The organism is Paenarthrobacter sp. NPDC089307, from assembly GCF_040685055.1.
Taxonomy (GTDB): domain Bacteria; phylum Actinomycetota; class Actinomycetes; order Actinomycetales; family Micrococcaceae; genus Arthrobacter.
The window spans coordinates 90,462-106,358 of sequence record NZ_JBFBHE010000005.1; the positions used below are offsets into that span (position 1 = coordinate 90,462).

Sequence of the window (15,897 nt, forward strand, 5' to 3'; positions counted from 1 at the left end):
TTGAGTTCCCTCTCAGGGGTCGCCCGGACTACGCAGCGGAGTTGGTTGAACCCTTCCACGTGGCACTTGCGTACCCGCCTGGTACTGGTGGCGATGGCGCTGCTTGTGGCAATTTGCGGTGCCGTGGGCGTCATCAGCTACGCCTCGATGGACATGGTGTTCAACCGGCAACTGGACAAGCAGCTGGAGCAGGCGTCCAGCCGCGCGATTGACTTCGGCAGGCCGCCGTCGAGCTTTCCGAATTCGCCGTCCGGGAGGCCGGATCCGCTGGAGGCCCGTGGCCAGGCTGCCGGCACCCTGAACGCGCGAATCGTCGGATCCACTGTGCGTAGCTCGGGCCTGATCGATGCCCAGGGCAACCGGGTTTCCTTGTCAGGCGCCGACGAACGGGTTCTGCTCTCGCTCCCCCGGGACAGCCGCGCCGTTGACCGCTCCTTGTCCAACGGTGATTACCGCCTGGTGGCAGTGGAGACCTCCGGCGAGGTGATCGTGACCGGCCTTCCCTTGGCGGACAAGCAGGCCGCAGAGGCGTCGCTGGTCTGGACCATGGTGCTGGTTTCCCTTGGTGGCCTGGTGGTGATCGGCCTGGTGGGCACCGTGATCATCCGGCGGACGATGCGGCCTTTGGAGCAGCTCTCGGAGGTGGCGACCAAGGTTTCGCGCTTGCCTCTCGACGCCGGTGAGGTGGCGCTTGCGGTACGGGTACCGCCGTCGGCCTCCCATCCGGGAACTGAAGTGGGCAGCGTGGGTTACGCCCTGAACCAAATGCTGAACAACGTATCCAGTGCGCTGGAAGCCCGGCAGGAAAGCGAAACCAAAGTGCGGCAATTTGTGGCCGATGCCTCGCACGAACTGCGGACGCCACTGACTGCCATCCGCGGTTACACCGAGCTGCTGCGGATGACCGAGACCTTCACGGACGATGGCAGGAAGTCCCTTGCGCGGGTCCAAAGCCAGTCCGAACGGATGACAACGCTGGTGGAAGACCTCTTGCTGCTGGCACGGCTTGATGAAGGCCAGCCCGTGAAAGTCACGGACGTGGACCTGACACAGCTTGTGATAGAGACCGTGAGCGATGAGAAAGTCATGGCGCCGGACCATATCTGGCAACTGAGGCTGCCCGACGAACCCGTGACCGTCCGCGGTGATGCGACGCAACTGCACCAGGTGTTGGCCAACCTGCTGTCGAATGCCAGGAAGCACACGGATGCCGGCACCACGGTGGTCACCGGCGTCATGCTCTCAGCCGACGGCAGCGCAGTAGTGACCGTAACCGACAACGGCCCCGGCATTCCTGAGGATTTCCAAGGCCGGATTTTCTCCCGCTTTGCCCGGGCCGATGCCGCCCGATCAGGGTCCGAAGGCACCTCCGGCCTGGGCCTGTCGATCGTGGAATCGATCGTGGAAGCCCATGGCGGTAGCGTCGAAGTGACCTCCCGTCCCGGGCGCACGGAATTTGCCGTTCGCCTCCCCGCCGCCAACAGCGAACGAACGTAACGAATCCAGCAAGGCGACTCACCGGCGCCGTGATCTCTGTTACCTAAATGTGACTTCTGCGGAAACCTCCTGTACCGTCGAAAGGGTGGGTCGCCCCAAATGGCCCACATCCGGGATGCGCCGAGCTCTGCCACTTCCCGGAGTCCGTTCTTACTCCGAGGCAGAGACGGGGGACCCAGAGTCTCCGGGCCCAGGCATTTGCCGGCCCTAGGGGTGAAGCCGCAGCGTGACGCGCGGCCGGATGACCTCATCCGAACCCGACAGCTAACTCCGCAGGCGCTGAGAGGTAATCACACATGTCTGAATTTAACGATCAGACGCGCCATTCCGCGCGTCACCGCGACCAGAACGAAGCCCCGCTCACCAAGTCGCAGACCGTCCTCAAGAAGGCCGCCCGTGAGGGCAAGTCCGGCCACCGCATGTCCGTTGTGGCTGGCGTTATCGCCGCCGCGTTGGGCGTTGCTTCACTCGGAACCGCCGCGAACGCTGCCCTGACGCTTCCTGAAGCCAGCCGCGTGGCTGAGGCCCGGACCGCGGCCGAGGCCAGCAACAACAAGGCAGCCGAGGAGGCCGCAGCCGCCAAGAAGGCTGCCGACGAAAAGGCTGCAGCTGCCAAGGCCGCTGCGGACAAAGCCGCTGCCGACAAGGCTGCCGCCGACAAAGCCGCCGCCGACAAGGCAGCTGCTGACCAGGCCGCTGCCGCGCAGGCAGCAGCCGAGAAGGCCGCCGCTGACCAGGCCGCCGCAGAAAAAGCTGCCGCTGACGCCGCCGCCAAGCAAGCAGCCGACGCCGCTGCTGCCGCCGCAGAGGCCGCGGCCGCCGCAGCTGCCCCCAAGGCTGTGGATGACCCCGCAGCAGCCAAGGCCTACGCCGCCAGCATTCTTGGCAGCTACGGCTGGAGCGCCTCTGAGATGACGGCGCTGAACACGCTCTGGGAGAAGGAATCCGGTTGGCGGACCACTGCCACCAACGCTTCCAGCGGCGCCTACGGTATTGTCCAGTCGCTTCCGGCCGGCAAGATGGCCTCTGCCGGTGCTGACTGGCAGACCAACTACCAGACCCAGATCAAGTGGGGCCTGAACTACATCAAGGAACGCTACGGATCCCCGTCAGCTGCCCTGGCCTTCCACTTGGCCAACAACTGGTACTAAGCCAGAAAACTTGATCGCCGCCCCGGTTACCGCCGTTCGCACCAGTTCCAACCGGTGCGGGCAGCGGAGACCGGGGCGGCTTTCGCATATCCCGGCACAACCTCACGGCCCCATACAGTTACACAGTCATGTCACAGCTTCCGCCTAAAGCCCTCACAATCGGCGGCACCACTCTGGATCCATGACGCTCATAGATCCCGCCCCCAGTGCGCTGCCGAACCCCGCCCATGCGGGGCACCCCGCCGCTCCTGCCCTGCCCGTTCGGCAGCCGCGGCGCTCTCCCGTTGACACCCGGACCACGGTTCCTGTCCTGGACGTCACCATCCCCGTCCACAACGAGGAAAGGGACCTTGAGGAATGCCTGCGCCGCCTGCACGTCCACCTCACGGAGACATTTCCACATACTTTCCGCATCACCGTGGCAGACAACGCCAGCACGGACAGCACGCTTAGGATCGCCGAGCGCATGGCCCGCGAACTGCCCCAACTCACCGTCAAGCGATTCGAAGAGAAGGGCCGGGGCAACGCCCTCCGTCAAGTCTGGCTGGCATCGCCATCTCCGGTCCTGGCGTACATGGATGTGGATCTGTCCACTGACCTCGCCGCTCTGGCACCGCTCCTGGCGCCCCTGATCTCCGGCCACTCAGACCTGGCAATCGGCACCCGGCTGGCCCGCACGTCCCGCGTAGTCCGCGGACCCAAGCGCGAGTTCGTCTCCCGGAGCTACAACGTCCTGCTGCACACCGTGATGGGGGCACGTTTCTCCGACGCCCAGTGCGGTTTCAAAGCCATCCGCGCGGACGTGGCACACCGGCTGCTGCCGCACACCCTGGACAACGCCTGGTTCTTCGACACCGAACTCCTGGTGGTGGCCGAGCGCTGCGGCCTTCGAGTCCACGAGGTCCCGGTGGACTGGACGGACGATCCCAACTCAAGCGTCGACGTCGTACGAACCGCCCTGGCCGACCTCCGCGGCATGACGCGCCTGACGCGCGACCTCGTGACGGGCCGCATCCCGGTCCCCGAACTCCGGGCAGCGTTGGCCCGCGGTCCCCTGCCTGCGTCCTCGCGCACCTCCGAGTCGACGCCACGCAGCAGCCTTTTCGGGCAGCTGGTCCGCTTCGGATTCATCGGCGCCGCCTCCACCGTGGCCTACCTGCTGATCTTCCTGTCCTGCCGCGGCTTCATGGACCCGCAGCTGGCGAATTTCGTGGCGCTGATCATCACCGCGATTGCCAACACCGCCGCCAATCGCCGCTTCACGTTCGGCATCCACGGCGGGAACGCTGCCCGGCACCACTTTGAGGGATTGATCGTGTTCGGCATCGGCCTGGCGCTCACCTCCGGTGCGCTCGCCCTGGTGCACGGAACCACGACGCCGGACCGCTGGCTTGAGGTGGCCACCGTAGTCGGCGCCAACCTCGTGGCGACCGCGGCAAGGTTCCTGCTCTTCCGGTTATGGGTCTTCCGAAAGCCGGCACAAGCAACTACGCCCGCTGCCATGAGGACCGACGAGGACAACGAGGTGGCAGCGAAATGATCACCGCACTTCAGCCAAGCAATACGGCCGCAAGCAACCACCCCGCGACCCCAAGCAACAGGCAAACGCGAATCCAACGGATCGTGTTCGGCTGCCAGGCGCGCTGGGTCCGCCCGTCCGCCGCCGGACTCTTGGTGGCCACAGCCATCCTTTATCTCTGGAATCTTGCTGCCACCGGCTACGGCAACTCCTTCTATGCCGCCGCCATCCAAGCAGGCACCAAGGACTGGACTGCACTCCTCTTCGGCTCCCTCGACCCCGGCAACGCCATCACCGTGGACAAACCACCGGCGTCCCTCTGGATTCCCGCACTCTCCGGCAGGATATTCGGCTTCTCCCCCACCAGCATGTTGGTCCCGCAGGCACTCATGGGGGTTGCCGCCGTCGGACTCTTGTATTTGTCGGTAAAGCGCGTATCGGGAGCCGCAGCTGGTCTTATGGCCGGGGCGGCGCTGGCCCTGACGCCCGTGGCCGCGCTGATGTTCCGCTTCAACAACCCCGACGCAATGCTCACCCTCTGCCTGGTTCTGGCTGCCTACCTGACCACCCGTGCGATTGAGAAGGCAGGCTGGAAATGGCTGGCAGCCGCAGGCGCTGTGATTGGCCTGGCGTTCCTTTCCAAGATGCTCCAGGGTTTCCTGGTTGTGCCCGGGCTCGCGCTCGCCTATCTCTGGGCTGCCCCGACAACCCTCCGCAACAGGATCCTCCACCTTCTTGCTGCGGGTGCGGGGATCATTGTGGTCGCCGGAACGTACATTGCGCTCTTCCAACTAACCCCTGCCTCGGCCCGGCCGTACATGGCTGGCTCTGAGGGCAACAGCTTCCTCGAACTCACGTTCGGCTACAACGGCCTGGGACGCATCACCGGTTCGGGCGAAGGCGGAGCAGGTGGCCTGCCGGGTGGTGCCGGGGGCATCGGAGGCGATGGTGCCGGCTTCGGTGGCGGGGGCTTTGGCGGCGGCGGTGGCTTTGGCGGCGCGGCCGGGTTGGGCCGGATGTTCGGCACGAGCTTCGGCGGTGAAATCTCCTGGCTGCTGCCGGCGGCAATAATCCTGCTCATCGCTGGACTGTGGTTTACCGGCCGCGAAGCCAGGACCTCCCGAAGCCGCGCAGCACTGCTGATGTGGGGCGGCTGGCTGGTTGTTACGGCTGGAATCTTCAGCTTCATGAGCGGCATCGTCCATCCGTACTACGCCGTTGCGCTGGCACCAGCCATCGCAGCGCTCGTGGGCATCGGCTGCGTTGAGCTGTGGCGTGGCCGGGCATCGTGGGCGCCCCGGATAGTCCTGGCCATAATGGTTCTTGGCAGCGCCCTCTGGTCCGCCGCCTTGCTGGGACGGGACGCGGCGTGGCTACCCTGGTTGAGGATCACCGTGGTGGTCCTTGGCGTGCTCGCTGCAATCGCCCTGCTGCTCCGGGTGGACCAGCTTGGCGCTTCAACGCTCAAGGGCACCCTGCGGCGTTTGCCGGCGGCCGCCGTCGTCGTTGTTTCGCTGCTCGCCGGCGGTTTGGGGACCGGCGCTTGGACGATCGCCACCGCCGCGACTCCCCACTCTGGCTCCATCCCGACGTCGGGACCTGCCGGAGCGGCGGGCGGCGGCTTTGGTGCCCGTGCAGGAACGGACGGCAGGACGCGCGAGGCGGGAGACGCGCAAAGTGGCACACTAAATGGGCTTGGCGGAGCAGCGGACTTCGGCGGCCCTGGCGGCGGAATCACCAGCACGGAACTGACGGCATTGTTGAAGTCGACCACCACAAAATGGTCCGCAATCGTCTCCGGGGCAACGCAGGCTGCTGACCTGGAACTCGCGACGAACACCAGCGTGATCGCACTCGGAGGATGGAACGGCGGCGACCCGTACCCCACCCTGGCGCAATTCCAGGAGATGGTGGACAACGGCCAAATCAGCTACTTCATAGCCGGAGGTGGCATGGGTGGCGGCGGCCGGGGCGGCAACTCCGAGGTCGCAGCCTGGGTAGCTGCGAACTACGAGGCCCAAACCGTGGGCAGCACCACCGTCTACAAGCTGGTGAATTGACCATGACCACGTACTTCCAACCTCGTACGGGCGTTCCGGCAGAGGTCCGGGCGGGTGACGCGGCCAGCGCAGGGGCCAAGACCCCGGCGAACGGACCTGCCAGGATCCATGAACAGCTCCAACACCGCCTCGAACTCGGGATTGTCATGGCGGGAACCGCGGCCCTATACCTCTGGGGACTCGCGGCCTCCGGCTGGGCCAACGCGTTCTACTCCGCCGCTGCCCAGGCTGGTTCACAGGATTGGACTGCGTGGTTCTTCGGTTCCTCCGACGCCGCCAACTCCATCACCGTGGACAAACCACCCGCGGCTTTGTGGATCACGGGCCTGTCAGTGCGCTTGTTCGGGCTGAGTTCCTGGAGCATCCTGGTCCCGCAAGCCCTCATGGGGGTGGCGACCGCCTGGCTCCTCTACCTTGCCGTCCGCCGTGCGGCCCTGCCAGCGACCGGCAACGCACATTTGGCCCACCGGGCAGGCCTGATCGCCGCTGTCACCTTGGCGCTCACACCCGCGGCCACCCTCATGTTCCGCTTCAACAACCCGGATGCCCTCCTGGTCCTCCTGATGACCGCAGCGGGATATGCCGTGGTCCGTTCCATTCAAGACCAGAAGCTGCGGTGGCTGGTGTTCGCGGGCGTGTTCCTCGGCTTCGGTTTCCTGGCCAAGCAACTCCAGGTCCTCCTGGTTCTGCCCGGGTTCGTGCTCGCCTACCTCCTCTCGGCGCACCCCAAGCCGGGCCGCCGGTTACTCCATCTGCTGGCCGCCGGTGGCGCGATGGTGGCGTCGGCTGGGTGGTGGATTGCCGCCGTCGAGCTTGTGCCTGGAAACCTGCGGCCGTATATCGGTGGTTCGCAAAACAACTCAATCCTTGAACTGACGTTCGGCTACAACGGCCTGGGCAGGCTCAACGGCGACGAGACCGGGAGCGTCGGAGGTGGCGGAAACGGTTGGGGTACTCCTGGCTTGTTCCGCATGTTCGGCTCGGAATTCGGCGGCCAGATTGCCTGGTTGATCCCATCGGCGTTGATCTTGGGCGGTGCGCTCCTCTGGCTCGGCCGGCTCGCTCCGCGCACGGACGCGGTCCGGGCCTCCGTTGTGGTGTGGGGTTCATGGTTGCTGGTCACGGGTTTGGTGTTCAGCTATATGCAGGGCATCATCCACCCTTACTATTCGGTGGCACTCGCACCGGGAATTGCCGGATTGGTGGGGCTGGGCGGTGCGCTGTTGTGGCAGCGACGTTCCCGTCTGCCGGTGGCGCTCCTTCTCGGGGCAGCGGTTCTTGCTGCAGGAATCACAGCCTTCGCTATCCTGGGCCGCACCCCCGCCTTTCTGCCGCCGCTTCGCTGGGTGGTCCTGGTGGGCGCACTCCTATTGGCCGCCGCCGTTGTGCTCAGCGGCCGCTGGACCCGTTGGGTAACCCGGACGACGGCGGGACTCGCCGTGGCGGTTTCACTGGCCGGCCCACTGGCCTATTCGGTGGCGACAGCCGCTGTGCCGCATACGGGAGCGATCGTCAGCGCAGGGCCGGCGACTACCGCAGGGTTTGGCCCAGGCCAAGGGAGGAACGGCGCGACGCAGGGGGCACGGAGACCAACCCAGCAGGGCGCAGGGCAGCAGGGCGCAGGACAGCAGGGCTTTGCCGGTGGCGGGCAAGCCGGCGGAATGGGCGGTTTGTTAACTGCCACCACGCCGTCGTCCGAGCTGGTGAGCGCCCTCAAAGCCGACGCCGGCAACTACACCTGGGCGGCCGCCGTCGTAGGTTCCAACAACGCCGCAGGCTACCAACTGGCTACAGGCTTGCCAGTCATGGCTGTTGGCGGGTTCAACGGCACGGACCCGTCTCCTACCTTGCAGCAATTCCAGGAATTCGTAGCCGACGGCAAAATCCATTACTTCATTGCCGGACGCCTCATGCAAGGCAACGGGGGCTCGGATGCTGCCAGCGCGATCGCAACCTGGGTGGCCGCCAACTATCAGGCGCAAACGATCGGTGGAACTACGGTGTACGAACTTCCCGGGTGAGGCCTTGCACCTGACGTGACGTGAGGCTTTAGCGTTGGACGCATGACGGGAGCAACAGGGCGACAGTGGAGCGTGGGCGAACTTGCCAAAGCGTGCGGTGTCAGCGTGCGGACGCTGCACCACTACGACGAGATCGGCTTGCTGTCCGCCAGCGCCCGCACGGCGTCGGGCCACCGGCGGTATGGGGAGGGCGACCTCCGCAGGCTGTATCGGATCAGGGCACTCCATATGCTCGGGATTCCGCTGGCGGCCATTCGAGATGCTTTGACGGCCTCCGACGCCGCTGACCTCGGGTCCATGCGCGCACTGTTGGGTGATCAGCTCCGGCAGGTTCAACAACACGCGCTGCACGTCCAAACCCTGCAGGAGCGCCTGACCACCTTGCTCAGCCGCCTGGACACTCCCGCCATGCCAACCCCTGAGCAATTCATGACGACCTTGGAGATGATCACCGTGTACGAAAAACATTTCACCGACGAACAGCGCCAACAGCTCGCTGACAGGCGCCAGGAACTCGGAACCGAAAAAATCGAGGACGCCAAGCAGAAGTGGGCTTCGTTGGTTGAGGAAGGCCTGGGGCATGTTCGCGCTGGAACCCCAGTCGCGGACCCTGCCGTGCGGGAGTGGGTGCGCTCGTGGGACGAAATAGGGGCCATGTTCCATCCCGGCGAGGACACCAAGGCCGCCGCCCGGGCTGCATGGCAGGAGAACAGCCAGTCCATCAGCGCCGACTTGCCATGGAGTCCCCAGGATTTGGCCGGGCTCATGGGCTACCTGCAAAAGGCACGCGCGCAGTAGGCGTCGGCTATTCTTCCGGCTCCGCCTCAACCGCACCGCGAACTGCGGCGATGGACGTTGCCACGTCCGCGGCGTCCGTGGTCCAGTTGCTGACAGAAATCCTGAGGATCTCCCGGCCCCGCCAGGACGATCCTGACATCCATACCGCGCCTTCGGCCATCAGCCTTTGCGTGATCCGGTGAGTGCGGTCGTCGCTGCCAAAGCTCACGGACACCTGGGTGAACACGACGTCGTTGAGCACCTCAACCCCCGGAATCGCGGCGAGGCCCTCCGCCAAAGCCCGCGCGTTTGCTGCCAGCCGCTCAACCATGGCGATCACGCCGGATCTGCCGAGTTGCCGCAAAGCGGCCCATACTGGAATGCCGCGGGCGCGGCGGGACATCTCAGGGACCTTCTCCAGGGGGTCGCCCAGGCCCGTTTCGGTTGCAATCAGGTAGCTTGTGTGGACGCTGAATGCACGGCGGAGGGACTCAGGCTTCGAGACGATCGCCAATCCGCAGTCGTAAGGCACGTTCAGGGTCTTGTGCGCGTCCGTCGCCCAGGAATCCGCGGTCTCCACCCCTGCCAACCGGCTCCTCAGGCTTGGGCTGACGGCCGCCCATAAGCCAAAAGCGCCATCAACGTGGACCCACGCTCCGCGGTCATGGGCCACTGCCACCGCTTCTTCCATGGGGTCGAAAGCGCCGGAATGCAGGTTGCCCGCCTGTAGGCAGACCAAAGACGGGCCGGGTTGCTCGTCCATGGCTGCTGCCAGGGCATCGGGAATGATCCGGCCCTGCCGGTCGGCGTCAACAGGCACGCACGCGCCCAGGCCCAGATACCGCAACGCAAGATCGACTGCGGCGTGGCGTTCCCGGCCCGCGAACGTCGTGATGCGTGGCCCGCCATTGAGTCCCAGCGATTCCAGGTCCCAGCCTGCCTCGTCCATCAGGTACAGGCGCCCCGCCGCCAGTCCCACAAAGTTGGCGGTGGTAGCGCCAGTGGTGAATCCGACGTCGGCAGTTGCGGGAAGGTGGAGAAGGTCCAGCAGCCAGGCGGCCGCGGATTCTTCGATGGCGGCAGCAGCCGGGGTGGCGAAGCGAAGCCCCGTGTTTTGGTCCCAAGCCGAGACGAGCCAGTCGGCGGCCATGGCTGCAGGCAAGGTCCCGCCCATGACCCACCCAAAGAACCGACCGGACTGTATGGCCATGAGACCCGGCTCGGCCAAAGCGGCGAGTTCATCCACTACCTCGGCGGCGTCAGTGGCCTCATCAGGGAGCCGCGGCAGGATGGTTTTGGCCACCTGGTCGGCGTCGGAGGAAGGGCGGACAGAACGGGTGGGCACCGATGCAAGCCAATCACCGGCGTGGACCATGGCCCGCGCCAGTGCAGCACCGTACGCCTCCGGCATCGCAGACATGGGCACAGCCTACGCCGGGTTCGCCGGCGGGAACAGCCCACAGCGAAAGGCTAGAGGGTCAGCGTGAGGAGGTGGCCGCCGTCGTCGTTTTTTACAGCGGTGACGGTCACGGCCGAGTAGTCCGGGATACGCCACATACCGTCCTCGAGCTCCTCATTGTGCCCGGCGGCGGCCTTGCCCACCACCACCGTCCGCATCCCAGCGGCGCGGGCAGCGGCAATGCCTGCCGGCGCGTCTTCGAAAACCACGACGTCGGCCGGGTCGGCTCCCAGCAGGGCCGCCGCCTTGAGGTAACCCTCCGGATGCGGCTTGCCACGAGTCACTGATTCGGCGGTGACCGCAGTGGACGGCATGCTGAGCCCGGCAGCCTTCATGCGAATCCCGGCCAGGATGCGGTCCGCGGAAGTGACCAAGGCGATGGCTTCATCGGGCAGGCCCGCCAGTAGCGCCTCTGCGCCGGGAAGGGCTATCACGCCGTCGGTCCGCGACCGCTCCATCTCACCGAGTTCAGCCGTTAGTGCTTCGAAATCAGCGCCTGCAGGGGCATAACGGCGCACGGTATCGCCGGCTTGGACGCCGTGGGACGTACGAAGGATCTCGTCGTAATCCAGGCCGTAGCGTTCGGCGAACTTCAGCCAGACCTGTTCCACCACGGCTGTGGAATCAACCAGGGTGCCGTCCATATCGAAGAGGACGGCACGGGCGGTCAATACTGGTGCGGCGTGTTCGGCAGAATGGCTCATGGTTCCATCCTGCCGCACGCTGGCAGTCCGGTGTTGCCGCGTGACTTAGCCGTTTGGCCGCTGTGGCAGGTACTGGAGCGCCCACTTGTTGCCGTCCGGGTCCGCGAAGTAGACGAAGTGACCCCAGTCCTGGATGTCGACATCGCTGACGTCCACTCCGTTGTCTTTGAGCTGCTGGTGGGCCTTGTTGATGTCACTCACGACGATCTGCATGCTCGGCGCCGTCCCTGGAGGGGCGTCGTTGAGTCCCTCACCGATGCAGATTGAACATGCCGAGCCTGGCGGAGTCAGCTGCACGAAGCGGATGTTCTCCGAGGGGCGCTCATCGTAATCGGCGTTGAAGCCAACCTTGTTGACGTAAAAGTCCTTCGCGCGGTCGACGTCGGACACAGGGACAAATACCAGTTCAAGTTTCCAGTCCATGCGCCACAGGCTAACGGGGCAAGGTGGAAAGCGGTAGGGGTCCCGCTTTAGCCCGCCACGCCGTAAAGGCGGTCGCCGGCGTCGCCCAGTCCCGGCACGATGTAGGACTTCTCGTTGAGCTTCTCGTCAATGGAGGCCAGCACAATGTTCACGTTGGCGTCCGAGAGTTCTTCTTCCAGCTTGGCAAGACCTTCCGGCGCCGCCAGGAGGCAGATGCAGGTGACATCGGAGGCGCCGCGCTTGAAGAGGAATTTGATGGCCTCGCGCAGGGTGCCACCTGTAGCGAGCATGGGATCCAGGACGAAGATCTGCCGGCCCGTGAGGTCCTCGGGGAGTCGCTCGGCGTAGGTGATGATGTCCAGGGTTTCTTCGTCGCGGGCCATGCCCAGGAAGCCAACCTCAGCGGTGGGGACCAGTTTGGTCATGCCCTCGAGCATGCCCAGTCCGGCGCGCAGGATGGGGACCACCAGCGGGGTTGGCTTGGTGAAAGCCGTGCCGATGGTTGTGGTGACAGGGGTCTCGATCTCCACCGGCTGCGTCTTGACCTCGCGGGTGGCTTCATAGGCCAGGAGGGTGACGAGTTCTTCAGTGAGTTGCCGGAAGACCGGTGAAGGGGTGTTCTTGTCCCGCAGAACGGTGAGCTTGTGAGCGACCAGCGGGTGGTCCACGACGAATGTGCGCATCCCCCAAAACTATCATTGAGACATGAGCGCCACCGAGCCGTATCACGCAGAACACCTGGCCTGGATGGGCCTCGCCTTGGACGAAGCCCGGCTGGCGTTGAAAACGGACGATGTGCCGATCGGTGCCGTCGTGTTGGGGCCCGACGGCGGCGTGCTGGGTTCCGGGCGAAACGAACGGGAAGCGTTGGGCGACCCCACCGCCCATGCCGAGGTGGTGGCGATCCGGGAGGCAGCCTCTTCCCTTCGGCAGCGTGCCGCTGCCACCGGCCGCGGCGACGACGGTTGGCGGCTGGAAGACTGCACCCTGGTGGTAACCCTGGAGCCGTGTGCCATGTGTGCCGGGGCAATCGTCCTGGCCCGGATTCCCCGCGTCGTTTTTGGCGCGTGGGACGAGAAGGCGGGAGCGGCGGGATCTGTGTTCGACATCCTCCGCGAGCGCCGTCTCAATCACTGGGTGGAGGTTTACGCAGGGGTCCGCGAGGAGGAATGCTCAGCGCTCCTCAAGGACTTCTTCGCCGCTCACCGTGCCCCCGCCGTGGAGCACCGCCCAGCCTGATCCCTTCGTTCATGGGAGCAAGCCATGACAGTTTCTTTCAATCACACCATCGTCCATGCCACGGACAAGCAGGCTTCAGCGGAGTTTATGGCCCGCATTTTTGGGCTTCCCGCGCCGCAAGCGATGTGGTCGTTTGTCACCGTTTCCCTGGATAACGGCGTCACGTTGGACTTCCTTGAGGCTGCCGGTGAAATCGCCCCGCAGCATTACGCCTTCCTGGTCAGCGAAGAGGAGTTCGACCAGATCTTCCTCAGGATCACCGCCGGGCATGTGCCCTACTGGGCCGATCCTGCCCGCTCCCGGGCACAGCAGATCAACCACAACGACGGCGGCCGGGGCATCTACTTCTGCGACCCCGACGGTCATTTCCTGGAGGCGATCACCCGTCCGTACGGTTCCGGCTAGCTGTATCCAGCCTCAGCGTCCGGCGGCTTCATCCAGCGCGTCGATCCGGATTTGCCGTGACGCCGGGGAGTCCAGGCTGAACGACCGGAAGTCACCGAGCTCGTCGCGGATCCATGCCTCCACCTCGGCGATCCTCTTGCTGACCGCTGCCGTGGGCTTGGCGAAGGTCCAGGCGGCGATGCGTTCCTTGCCGGGATCGTATTGCCACAGGCCGATGATCCTCCCCCGGTCCAGGATCGGATGGTCCGGAAGGTCGGCCTGAAGTGCCAGCGTGGTGTCCAGAACCTTCTTGCCCTTGTCCGCGTCTGCAAACATGTCAGACGAGTTCCGCCTGTGGAGGACCAGTGAATCCGTGCCTGCCAACAGTTGGATTTGCTCGTCACCGGGCTCTTCGAGGTCAGCCAAACGTTCGACGTCGGCCGGCAGCATCCAGAGCACGTCGCCGCTGGCCGTGGGCACCTCCACGGCCCCAAGGGCGGCGAGCGCAGCCTTGGTTTGGGCAACGGTGAAGGCTGTGAACCATTGGGTCTGCTTGAAAGTCGCTCCCCCGGTCCAGCGCAAGTAGCGTTCCAGCAGGAGGCGACGGGCGCCGTCGTCGTCCATATCGCTGGGCGGCAGGCCCCAGTGCGTGTAGGCGTAGCGCTGCTGGTCAAGGCGGCCATTGACGGGGACGCGGCGGATGCGGCCATCAGCCTGGAGCAGGCCCAAGGCCGTGGGCAGCGTGGTGGAGGCGCCCTTCTTCTTGCCCTCCTCACCCAAGCTGCGCACGGAATCGCCCAGCACTGCCCTGAGCTGCTTGGGGTCCATGGGCTCACTGGATTCCTTGAGGACGTGTTCAACCTCGTCCTCCAGGAGGGTGATCTCCCCGCGTTCCACACCAAGCCGGGCCAGCACTTTGAAGGGCGCTACCGCGGCGTCCCGGCCGATTTGGAGGGCCCAGGCGTAGTCGGACCGGCCCAGGACGTAGGTGCATCCGCGGGCGGTGGGGAGTTCATGGATCCTCAGGGCTTTGACGTCATTGTCCGCTTGTTCACGGCTGATTCCTGCCCTGGCGAACAGCGTCAGGTAGGGGTTCGCGCCGCCTACCGAGCGGGCCCAGCCGGCATGGTTGAGGACTTCCTCGGCGCTCTTACCTTGGAGCGAGCCGTCAAGGCCTTGGCTGTGCCACGCCCAAGCCCGGAGTCGTTCAGGGGTCAGGGTGGCCGTGGCTGGCGCGGTGCTGGTCATGGCCCCATTCTGCACCCGGTTCTCCCCGAGGATCCGTCATTGACCGCAGAACAGTGGCCGCGGTGCTGTCCCAGCCCGGGAGGTGATCGCGGGCGCGAAGGGCGTTGTCCCGCCAACGATCTTGGAGTTCGTGGTCCGTCAGCCAGCTCCGAAGGGTTCCTGCCAGAGACTCCCCGGGATCCAGAGCCACTCCCGCTCCGGTGTCGCCCAGCGCCTCCACAGCACCGGTCCCCTGCCGGACGATCACCGGAACTCCGTGAGCCAAAGACTCCGTCACCACCATCCCGAACGACTCGGACTGTGAGATCAGGACACTCAGGTCCGCCTGCTTCCACTGATCCTGCAGCGCCTGCCCGGTCAATTCGCCGGTGACACGGATGCGGTCTTGCAGCCCGTGTTGTACGACGGCGGCCCTCACCTCAGCGGCATACCCCGGGTCGGCTTCCCTTGAGCCGATGAGGGCTGCGGTCCACGGCAGGTCCGTGAGTGTTGCAAGTGCGTCCACCAAGGCCGTTTGGCTTTTGTTGGGCAGCAAAGCCGCGACGGCCACGATGTGCTTGGGCTGTGAGCCTCCGCTGATGTCTGCCGGTTCTGCGCCCGGTGTAGCCACCGTGATGCCCAGCGGGCCGTGCCGGGCCTCAAGCTCTGCAGCGGAGTGCATGCTCGGGCAAATGATCCCCGTCGCGGCCGCCAGCGCTTTCGCCTCAAGATCGTGATGCTCCCCCAACGCCATGTGCGAGAGGACCCACACCTCGGTCCCGGCCCGCACGGCGCCGGCAATCTCCTCCGGAGCCCCGCTGGCAACTAAACCGTCGGCAATGACCGTGGTGCCGCCGTCGAGCGCTTGGGCGAAACGCTTCCGGTCCGCTGCGCTGCCCACCGGCCAGTCGCCGTCGACGGATACCATCTCAACCGTCACGCCCAGGGCGGTCAGGTGTTCGGCGAGCCTGGCGTTGTACTTGTTGCCGCCGGAGCCATGCCGGACGTTCCCGGGGACGAGGAAGCGGATGCGCACTTACTTGGCCGGAAGCTCCAGCGAGTACCCTGCCCAGGCGTCGGGGTTCTCGCGGAGGACGACGTCGATGCCCGCCAGCGCCGGGCCGTCCTCAGTGTCCTGGATCCGCGTGGCCATGGCGTCCGCGATGTGTTTGGCAAGGGCCTCGGTGGTGGAAAGCTTGCCCTTGAAAGCGGGGTGTTCGTCCAGGTTCTTGTAGTTCAGGTCCGCAAGGATTTCCTCAAGGATGCCGCCCGCTGCCCCGATGTCCAGGACGATTGCGTCGTCGTTAAGTTCACGACGACGGAAGCTGACTTCGGCTACGAACGTGGCACCGTGCAGGCCTTGCGCAGGCCCGAAGGCTTCGCGGGGAAGGCTGTGGGCGACCATGAAGTGGCGTCGGACGGTCAGGCTGAACATG

The 15,897-nt window shown here is 65.4% G+C and carries 15 protein-coding genes and 1 riboswitch; of the genes, 8 read left to right on the forward strand and 7 right to left on the reverse strand.

Going from position 1 to position 15,897, the window contains the following annotated elements; all coding sequences use genetic code 11:
- From AB0N72_RS13270 to AB0N72_RS13295, 6 genes are all read left to right on the forward strand, one after another.
- Complete coding sequence (locus AB0N72_RS13270; protein ID WP_363930844.1) at positions 1–1,497, forward strand: HAMP domain-containing sensor histidine kinase; 1,497 nt, start codon at positions 1–3, stop codon at positions 1,495–1,497.
- A 108-nt stretch (positions 1,498–1,605) separates the two neighbouring features.
- Positions 1,606–1,790, forward strand: a riboswitch (cyclic di-AMP (ydaO/yuaA leader).
- 3 nt (positions 1,791–1,793) lie between these two features.
- The gene (locus AB0N72_RS13275) at positions 1,794–2,648 is read left to right on the forward strand and encodes a hypothetical protein (protein ID WP_363930845.1); all 855 of its coding nucleotides are present in this window, start codon (positions 1,794–1,796) and stop codon (positions 2,646–2,648) included.
- Between the two features lie 181 nt (positions 2,649–2,829).
- Positions 2,830–4,188 carry a glycosyltransferase gene (locus AB0N72_RS13280; protein WP_363930846.1) on the forward strand — a complete coding sequence of 453 codons (1,359 nt, stop codon included), beginning with the start codon at positions 2,830–2,832 and terminating at the stop codon, positions 4,186–4,188.
- Positions 4,185–6,227 (forward strand): glycosyltransferase family 39 protein, encoded by a 2,043-nt coding sequence (locus tag AB0N72_RS13285; RefSeq protein ID WP_363930847.1) that lies wholly within the window; start codon positions 4,185–4,187, stop codon positions 6,225–6,227. The genes AB0N72_RS13280 and AB0N72_RS13285 overlap by 4 nt, the downstream gene beginning before the upstream one ends.
- A gap of 2 nt (positions 6,228–6,229) precedes the next feature.
- The gene (locus tag AB0N72_RS13290; RefSeq protein WP_363930848.1) at positions 6,230–8,248 is read left to right on the forward strand and encodes a glycosyltransferase family 39 protein; all 2,019 of its coding nucleotides are present in this window, start codon (positions 6,230–6,232) and stop codon (positions 8,246–8,248) included.
- A 42-nt stretch (positions 8,249–8,290) separates the two neighbouring features.
- Positions 8,291–9,046: a MerR family transcriptional regulator gene (locus tag AB0N72_RS13295; protein WP_363930849.1), complete on the forward strand. Its 756-nt coding sequence runs from the start codon at positions 8,291–8,293 to the stop codon at positions 9,044–9,046.
- A gap of 7 nt (positions 9,047–9,053) precedes the next feature.
- Here the strand turns inward: AB0N72_RS13295 and AB0N72_RS13300 are convergent, their stop codons facing one another.
- From AB0N72_RS13300 to upp, 4 genes are read right to left on the reverse strand one after another with little or no spacing between them, the layout of a single operon-like run.
- On the reverse strand, positions 9,054–10,445 hold the full coding sequence (locus AB0N72_RS13300) for an aminotransferase class V-fold PLP-dependent enzyme (RefSeq protein WP_363930850.1): 1,392 nt from the start codon (positions 10,443–10,445) through the stop codon (positions 9,054–9,056).
- A gap of 50 nt (positions 10,446–10,495) precedes the next feature.
- On the reverse strand, positions 10,496–11,188 hold the full coding sequence (locus AB0N72_RS13305) for an HAD-IA family hydrolase (protein ID WP_363930851.1): 693 nt from the start codon (positions 11,186–11,188) through the stop codon (positions 10,496–10,498).
- A 45-nt stretch (positions 11,189–11,233) separates the two neighbouring features.
- Positions 11,234–11,611, reverse strand: a complete 378-nt coding sequence (locus AB0N72_RS13310) for a glyoxalase superfamily protein (protein ID WP_363930852.1) — start codon at positions 11,609–11,611, stop codon at positions 11,234–11,236.
- Between the two features lie 47 nt (positions 11,612–11,658).
- The gene (gene upp, locus AB0N72_RS13315; RefSeq protein WP_363930853.1) at positions 11,659–12,294 is read right to left on the reverse strand and encodes a uracil phosphoribosyltransferase; all 636 of its coding nucleotides are present in this window, start codon (positions 12,292–12,294) and stop codon (positions 11,659–11,661) included.
- Positions 12,295–12,316: 22 nt separating this feature from the next.
- Between upp and AB0N72_RS13320 the strand changes: the two genes are divergently transcribed.
- On the forward strand, positions 12,317–12,850 hold the full coding sequence (locus AB0N72_RS13320) for a nucleoside deaminase (RefSeq protein ID WP_363930854.1): 534 nt from the start codon (positions 12,317–12,319) through the stop codon (positions 12,848–12,850).
- 24 nt (positions 12,851–12,874) lie between these two features.
- Complete coding sequence (locus tag AB0N72_RS13325; RefSeq protein WP_363930855.1) at positions 12,875–13,255, forward strand: VOC family protein; 381 nt, start codon at positions 12,875–12,877, stop codon at positions 13,253–13,255.
- A 12-nt stretch (positions 13,256–13,267) separates the two neighbouring features.
- On the opposite strand, the gene AB0N72_RS13330 is transcribed toward AB0N72_RS13325, so the two are convergent.
- Genes AB0N72_RS13330 through AB0N72_RS13340 form a run of 3 tightly spaced genes read right to left on the reverse strand, consistent with a single transcriptional unit; the run spans position 13,268 to position 15,896 of the window.
- Complete coding sequence (locus AB0N72_RS13330; RefSeq protein ID WP_363930856.1) at positions 13,268–14,482, reverse strand: crosslink repair DNA glycosylase YcaQ family protein; 1,215 nt, start codon at positions 14,480–14,482, stop codon at positions 13,268–13,270.
- Positions 14,442–15,497, reverse strand: a complete 1,056-nt coding sequence (locus AB0N72_RS13335; RefSeq protein WP_363930857.1) for a glycosyltransferase family 4 protein — start codon at positions 15,495–15,497, stop codon at positions 14,442–14,444. The genes AB0N72_RS13330 and AB0N72_RS13335 overlap by 41 nt, the downstream gene beginning before the upstream one ends.
- The gene (locus tag AB0N72_RS13340) at positions 15,498–15,896 is read right to left on the reverse strand and encodes a 6-carboxytetrahydropterin synthase (RefSeq protein ID WP_363930858.1); all 399 of its coding nucleotides are present in this window, start codon (positions 15,894–15,896) and stop codon (positions 15,498–15,500) included.
- Position 15,897 lies beyond the last annotated feature (1 nt).

Excerpts from the sequence above, each read along its gene's own strand:
- AB0N72_RS13330 (WP_363930856.1), bottom strand. The coding sequence starts at position 14,482 with ATGACCAGCACCGCGCCAGCCACGGCCACCCTGACCCCTGAACGACTC.
- AB0N72_RS13290 (WP_363930848.1), top strand. The coding sequence starts at position 6,230 with ATGACCACGTACTTCCAACCTCGTACGGGCGTTCCGGCAGAGGTCCGG.
- AB0N72_RS13305 (WP_363930851.1), bottom strand. The coding sequence starts at position 11,188 with ATGAGCCATTCTGCCGAACACGCCGCACCAGTATTGACCGCCCGTGCC.
- AB0N72_RS13280 (WP_363930846.1), top strand. The coding sequence starts at position 2,830 with ATGACGCTCATAGATCCCGCCCCCAGTGCGCTGCCGAACCCCGCCCAT.
- AB0N72_RS13295 (WP_363930849.1), top strand. The coding sequence starts at position 8,291 with ATGACGGGAGCAACAGGGCGACAGTGGAGCGTGGGCGAACTTGCCAAA.
- AB0N72_RS13310 (WP_363930852.1), bottom strand. The coding sequence starts at position 11,611 with ATGGACTGGAAACTTGAACTGGTATTTGTCCCTGTGTCCGACGTCGAC.
- AB0N72_RS13325 (WP_363930855.1), top strand. The coding sequence starts at position 12,875 with ATGACAGTTTCTTTCAATCACACCATCGTCCATGCCACGGACAAGCAG.
- AB0N72_RS13320 (WP_363930854.1), top strand. The coding sequence starts at position 12,317 with ATGAGCGCCACCGAGCCGTATCACGCAGAACACCTGGCCTGGATGGGC.
- AB0N72_RS13285 (WP_363930847.1), top strand. The coding sequence starts at position 4,185 with ATGATCACCGCACTTCAGCCAAGCAATACGGCCGCAAGCAACCACCCC.
- AB0N72_RS13340 (WP_363930858.1), bottom strand. The coding sequence starts at position 15,896 with ATGTTCAGCCTGACCGTCCGACGCCACTTCATGGTCGCCCACAGCCTT.
- AB0N72_RS13275 (WP_363930845.1), top strand. The coding sequence starts at position 1,794 with ATGTCTGAATTTAACGATCAGACGCGCCATTCCGCGCGTCACCGCGAC.
- AB0N72_RS13300 (WP_363930850.1), bottom strand. The coding sequence starts at position 10,445 with ATGTCTGCGATGCCGGAGGCGTACGGTGCTGCACTGGCGCGGGCCATG.
- upp (WP_363930853.1), bottom strand. The coding sequence starts at position 12,294 with ATGCGCACATTCGTCGTGGACCACCCGCTGGTCGCTCACAAGCTCACC.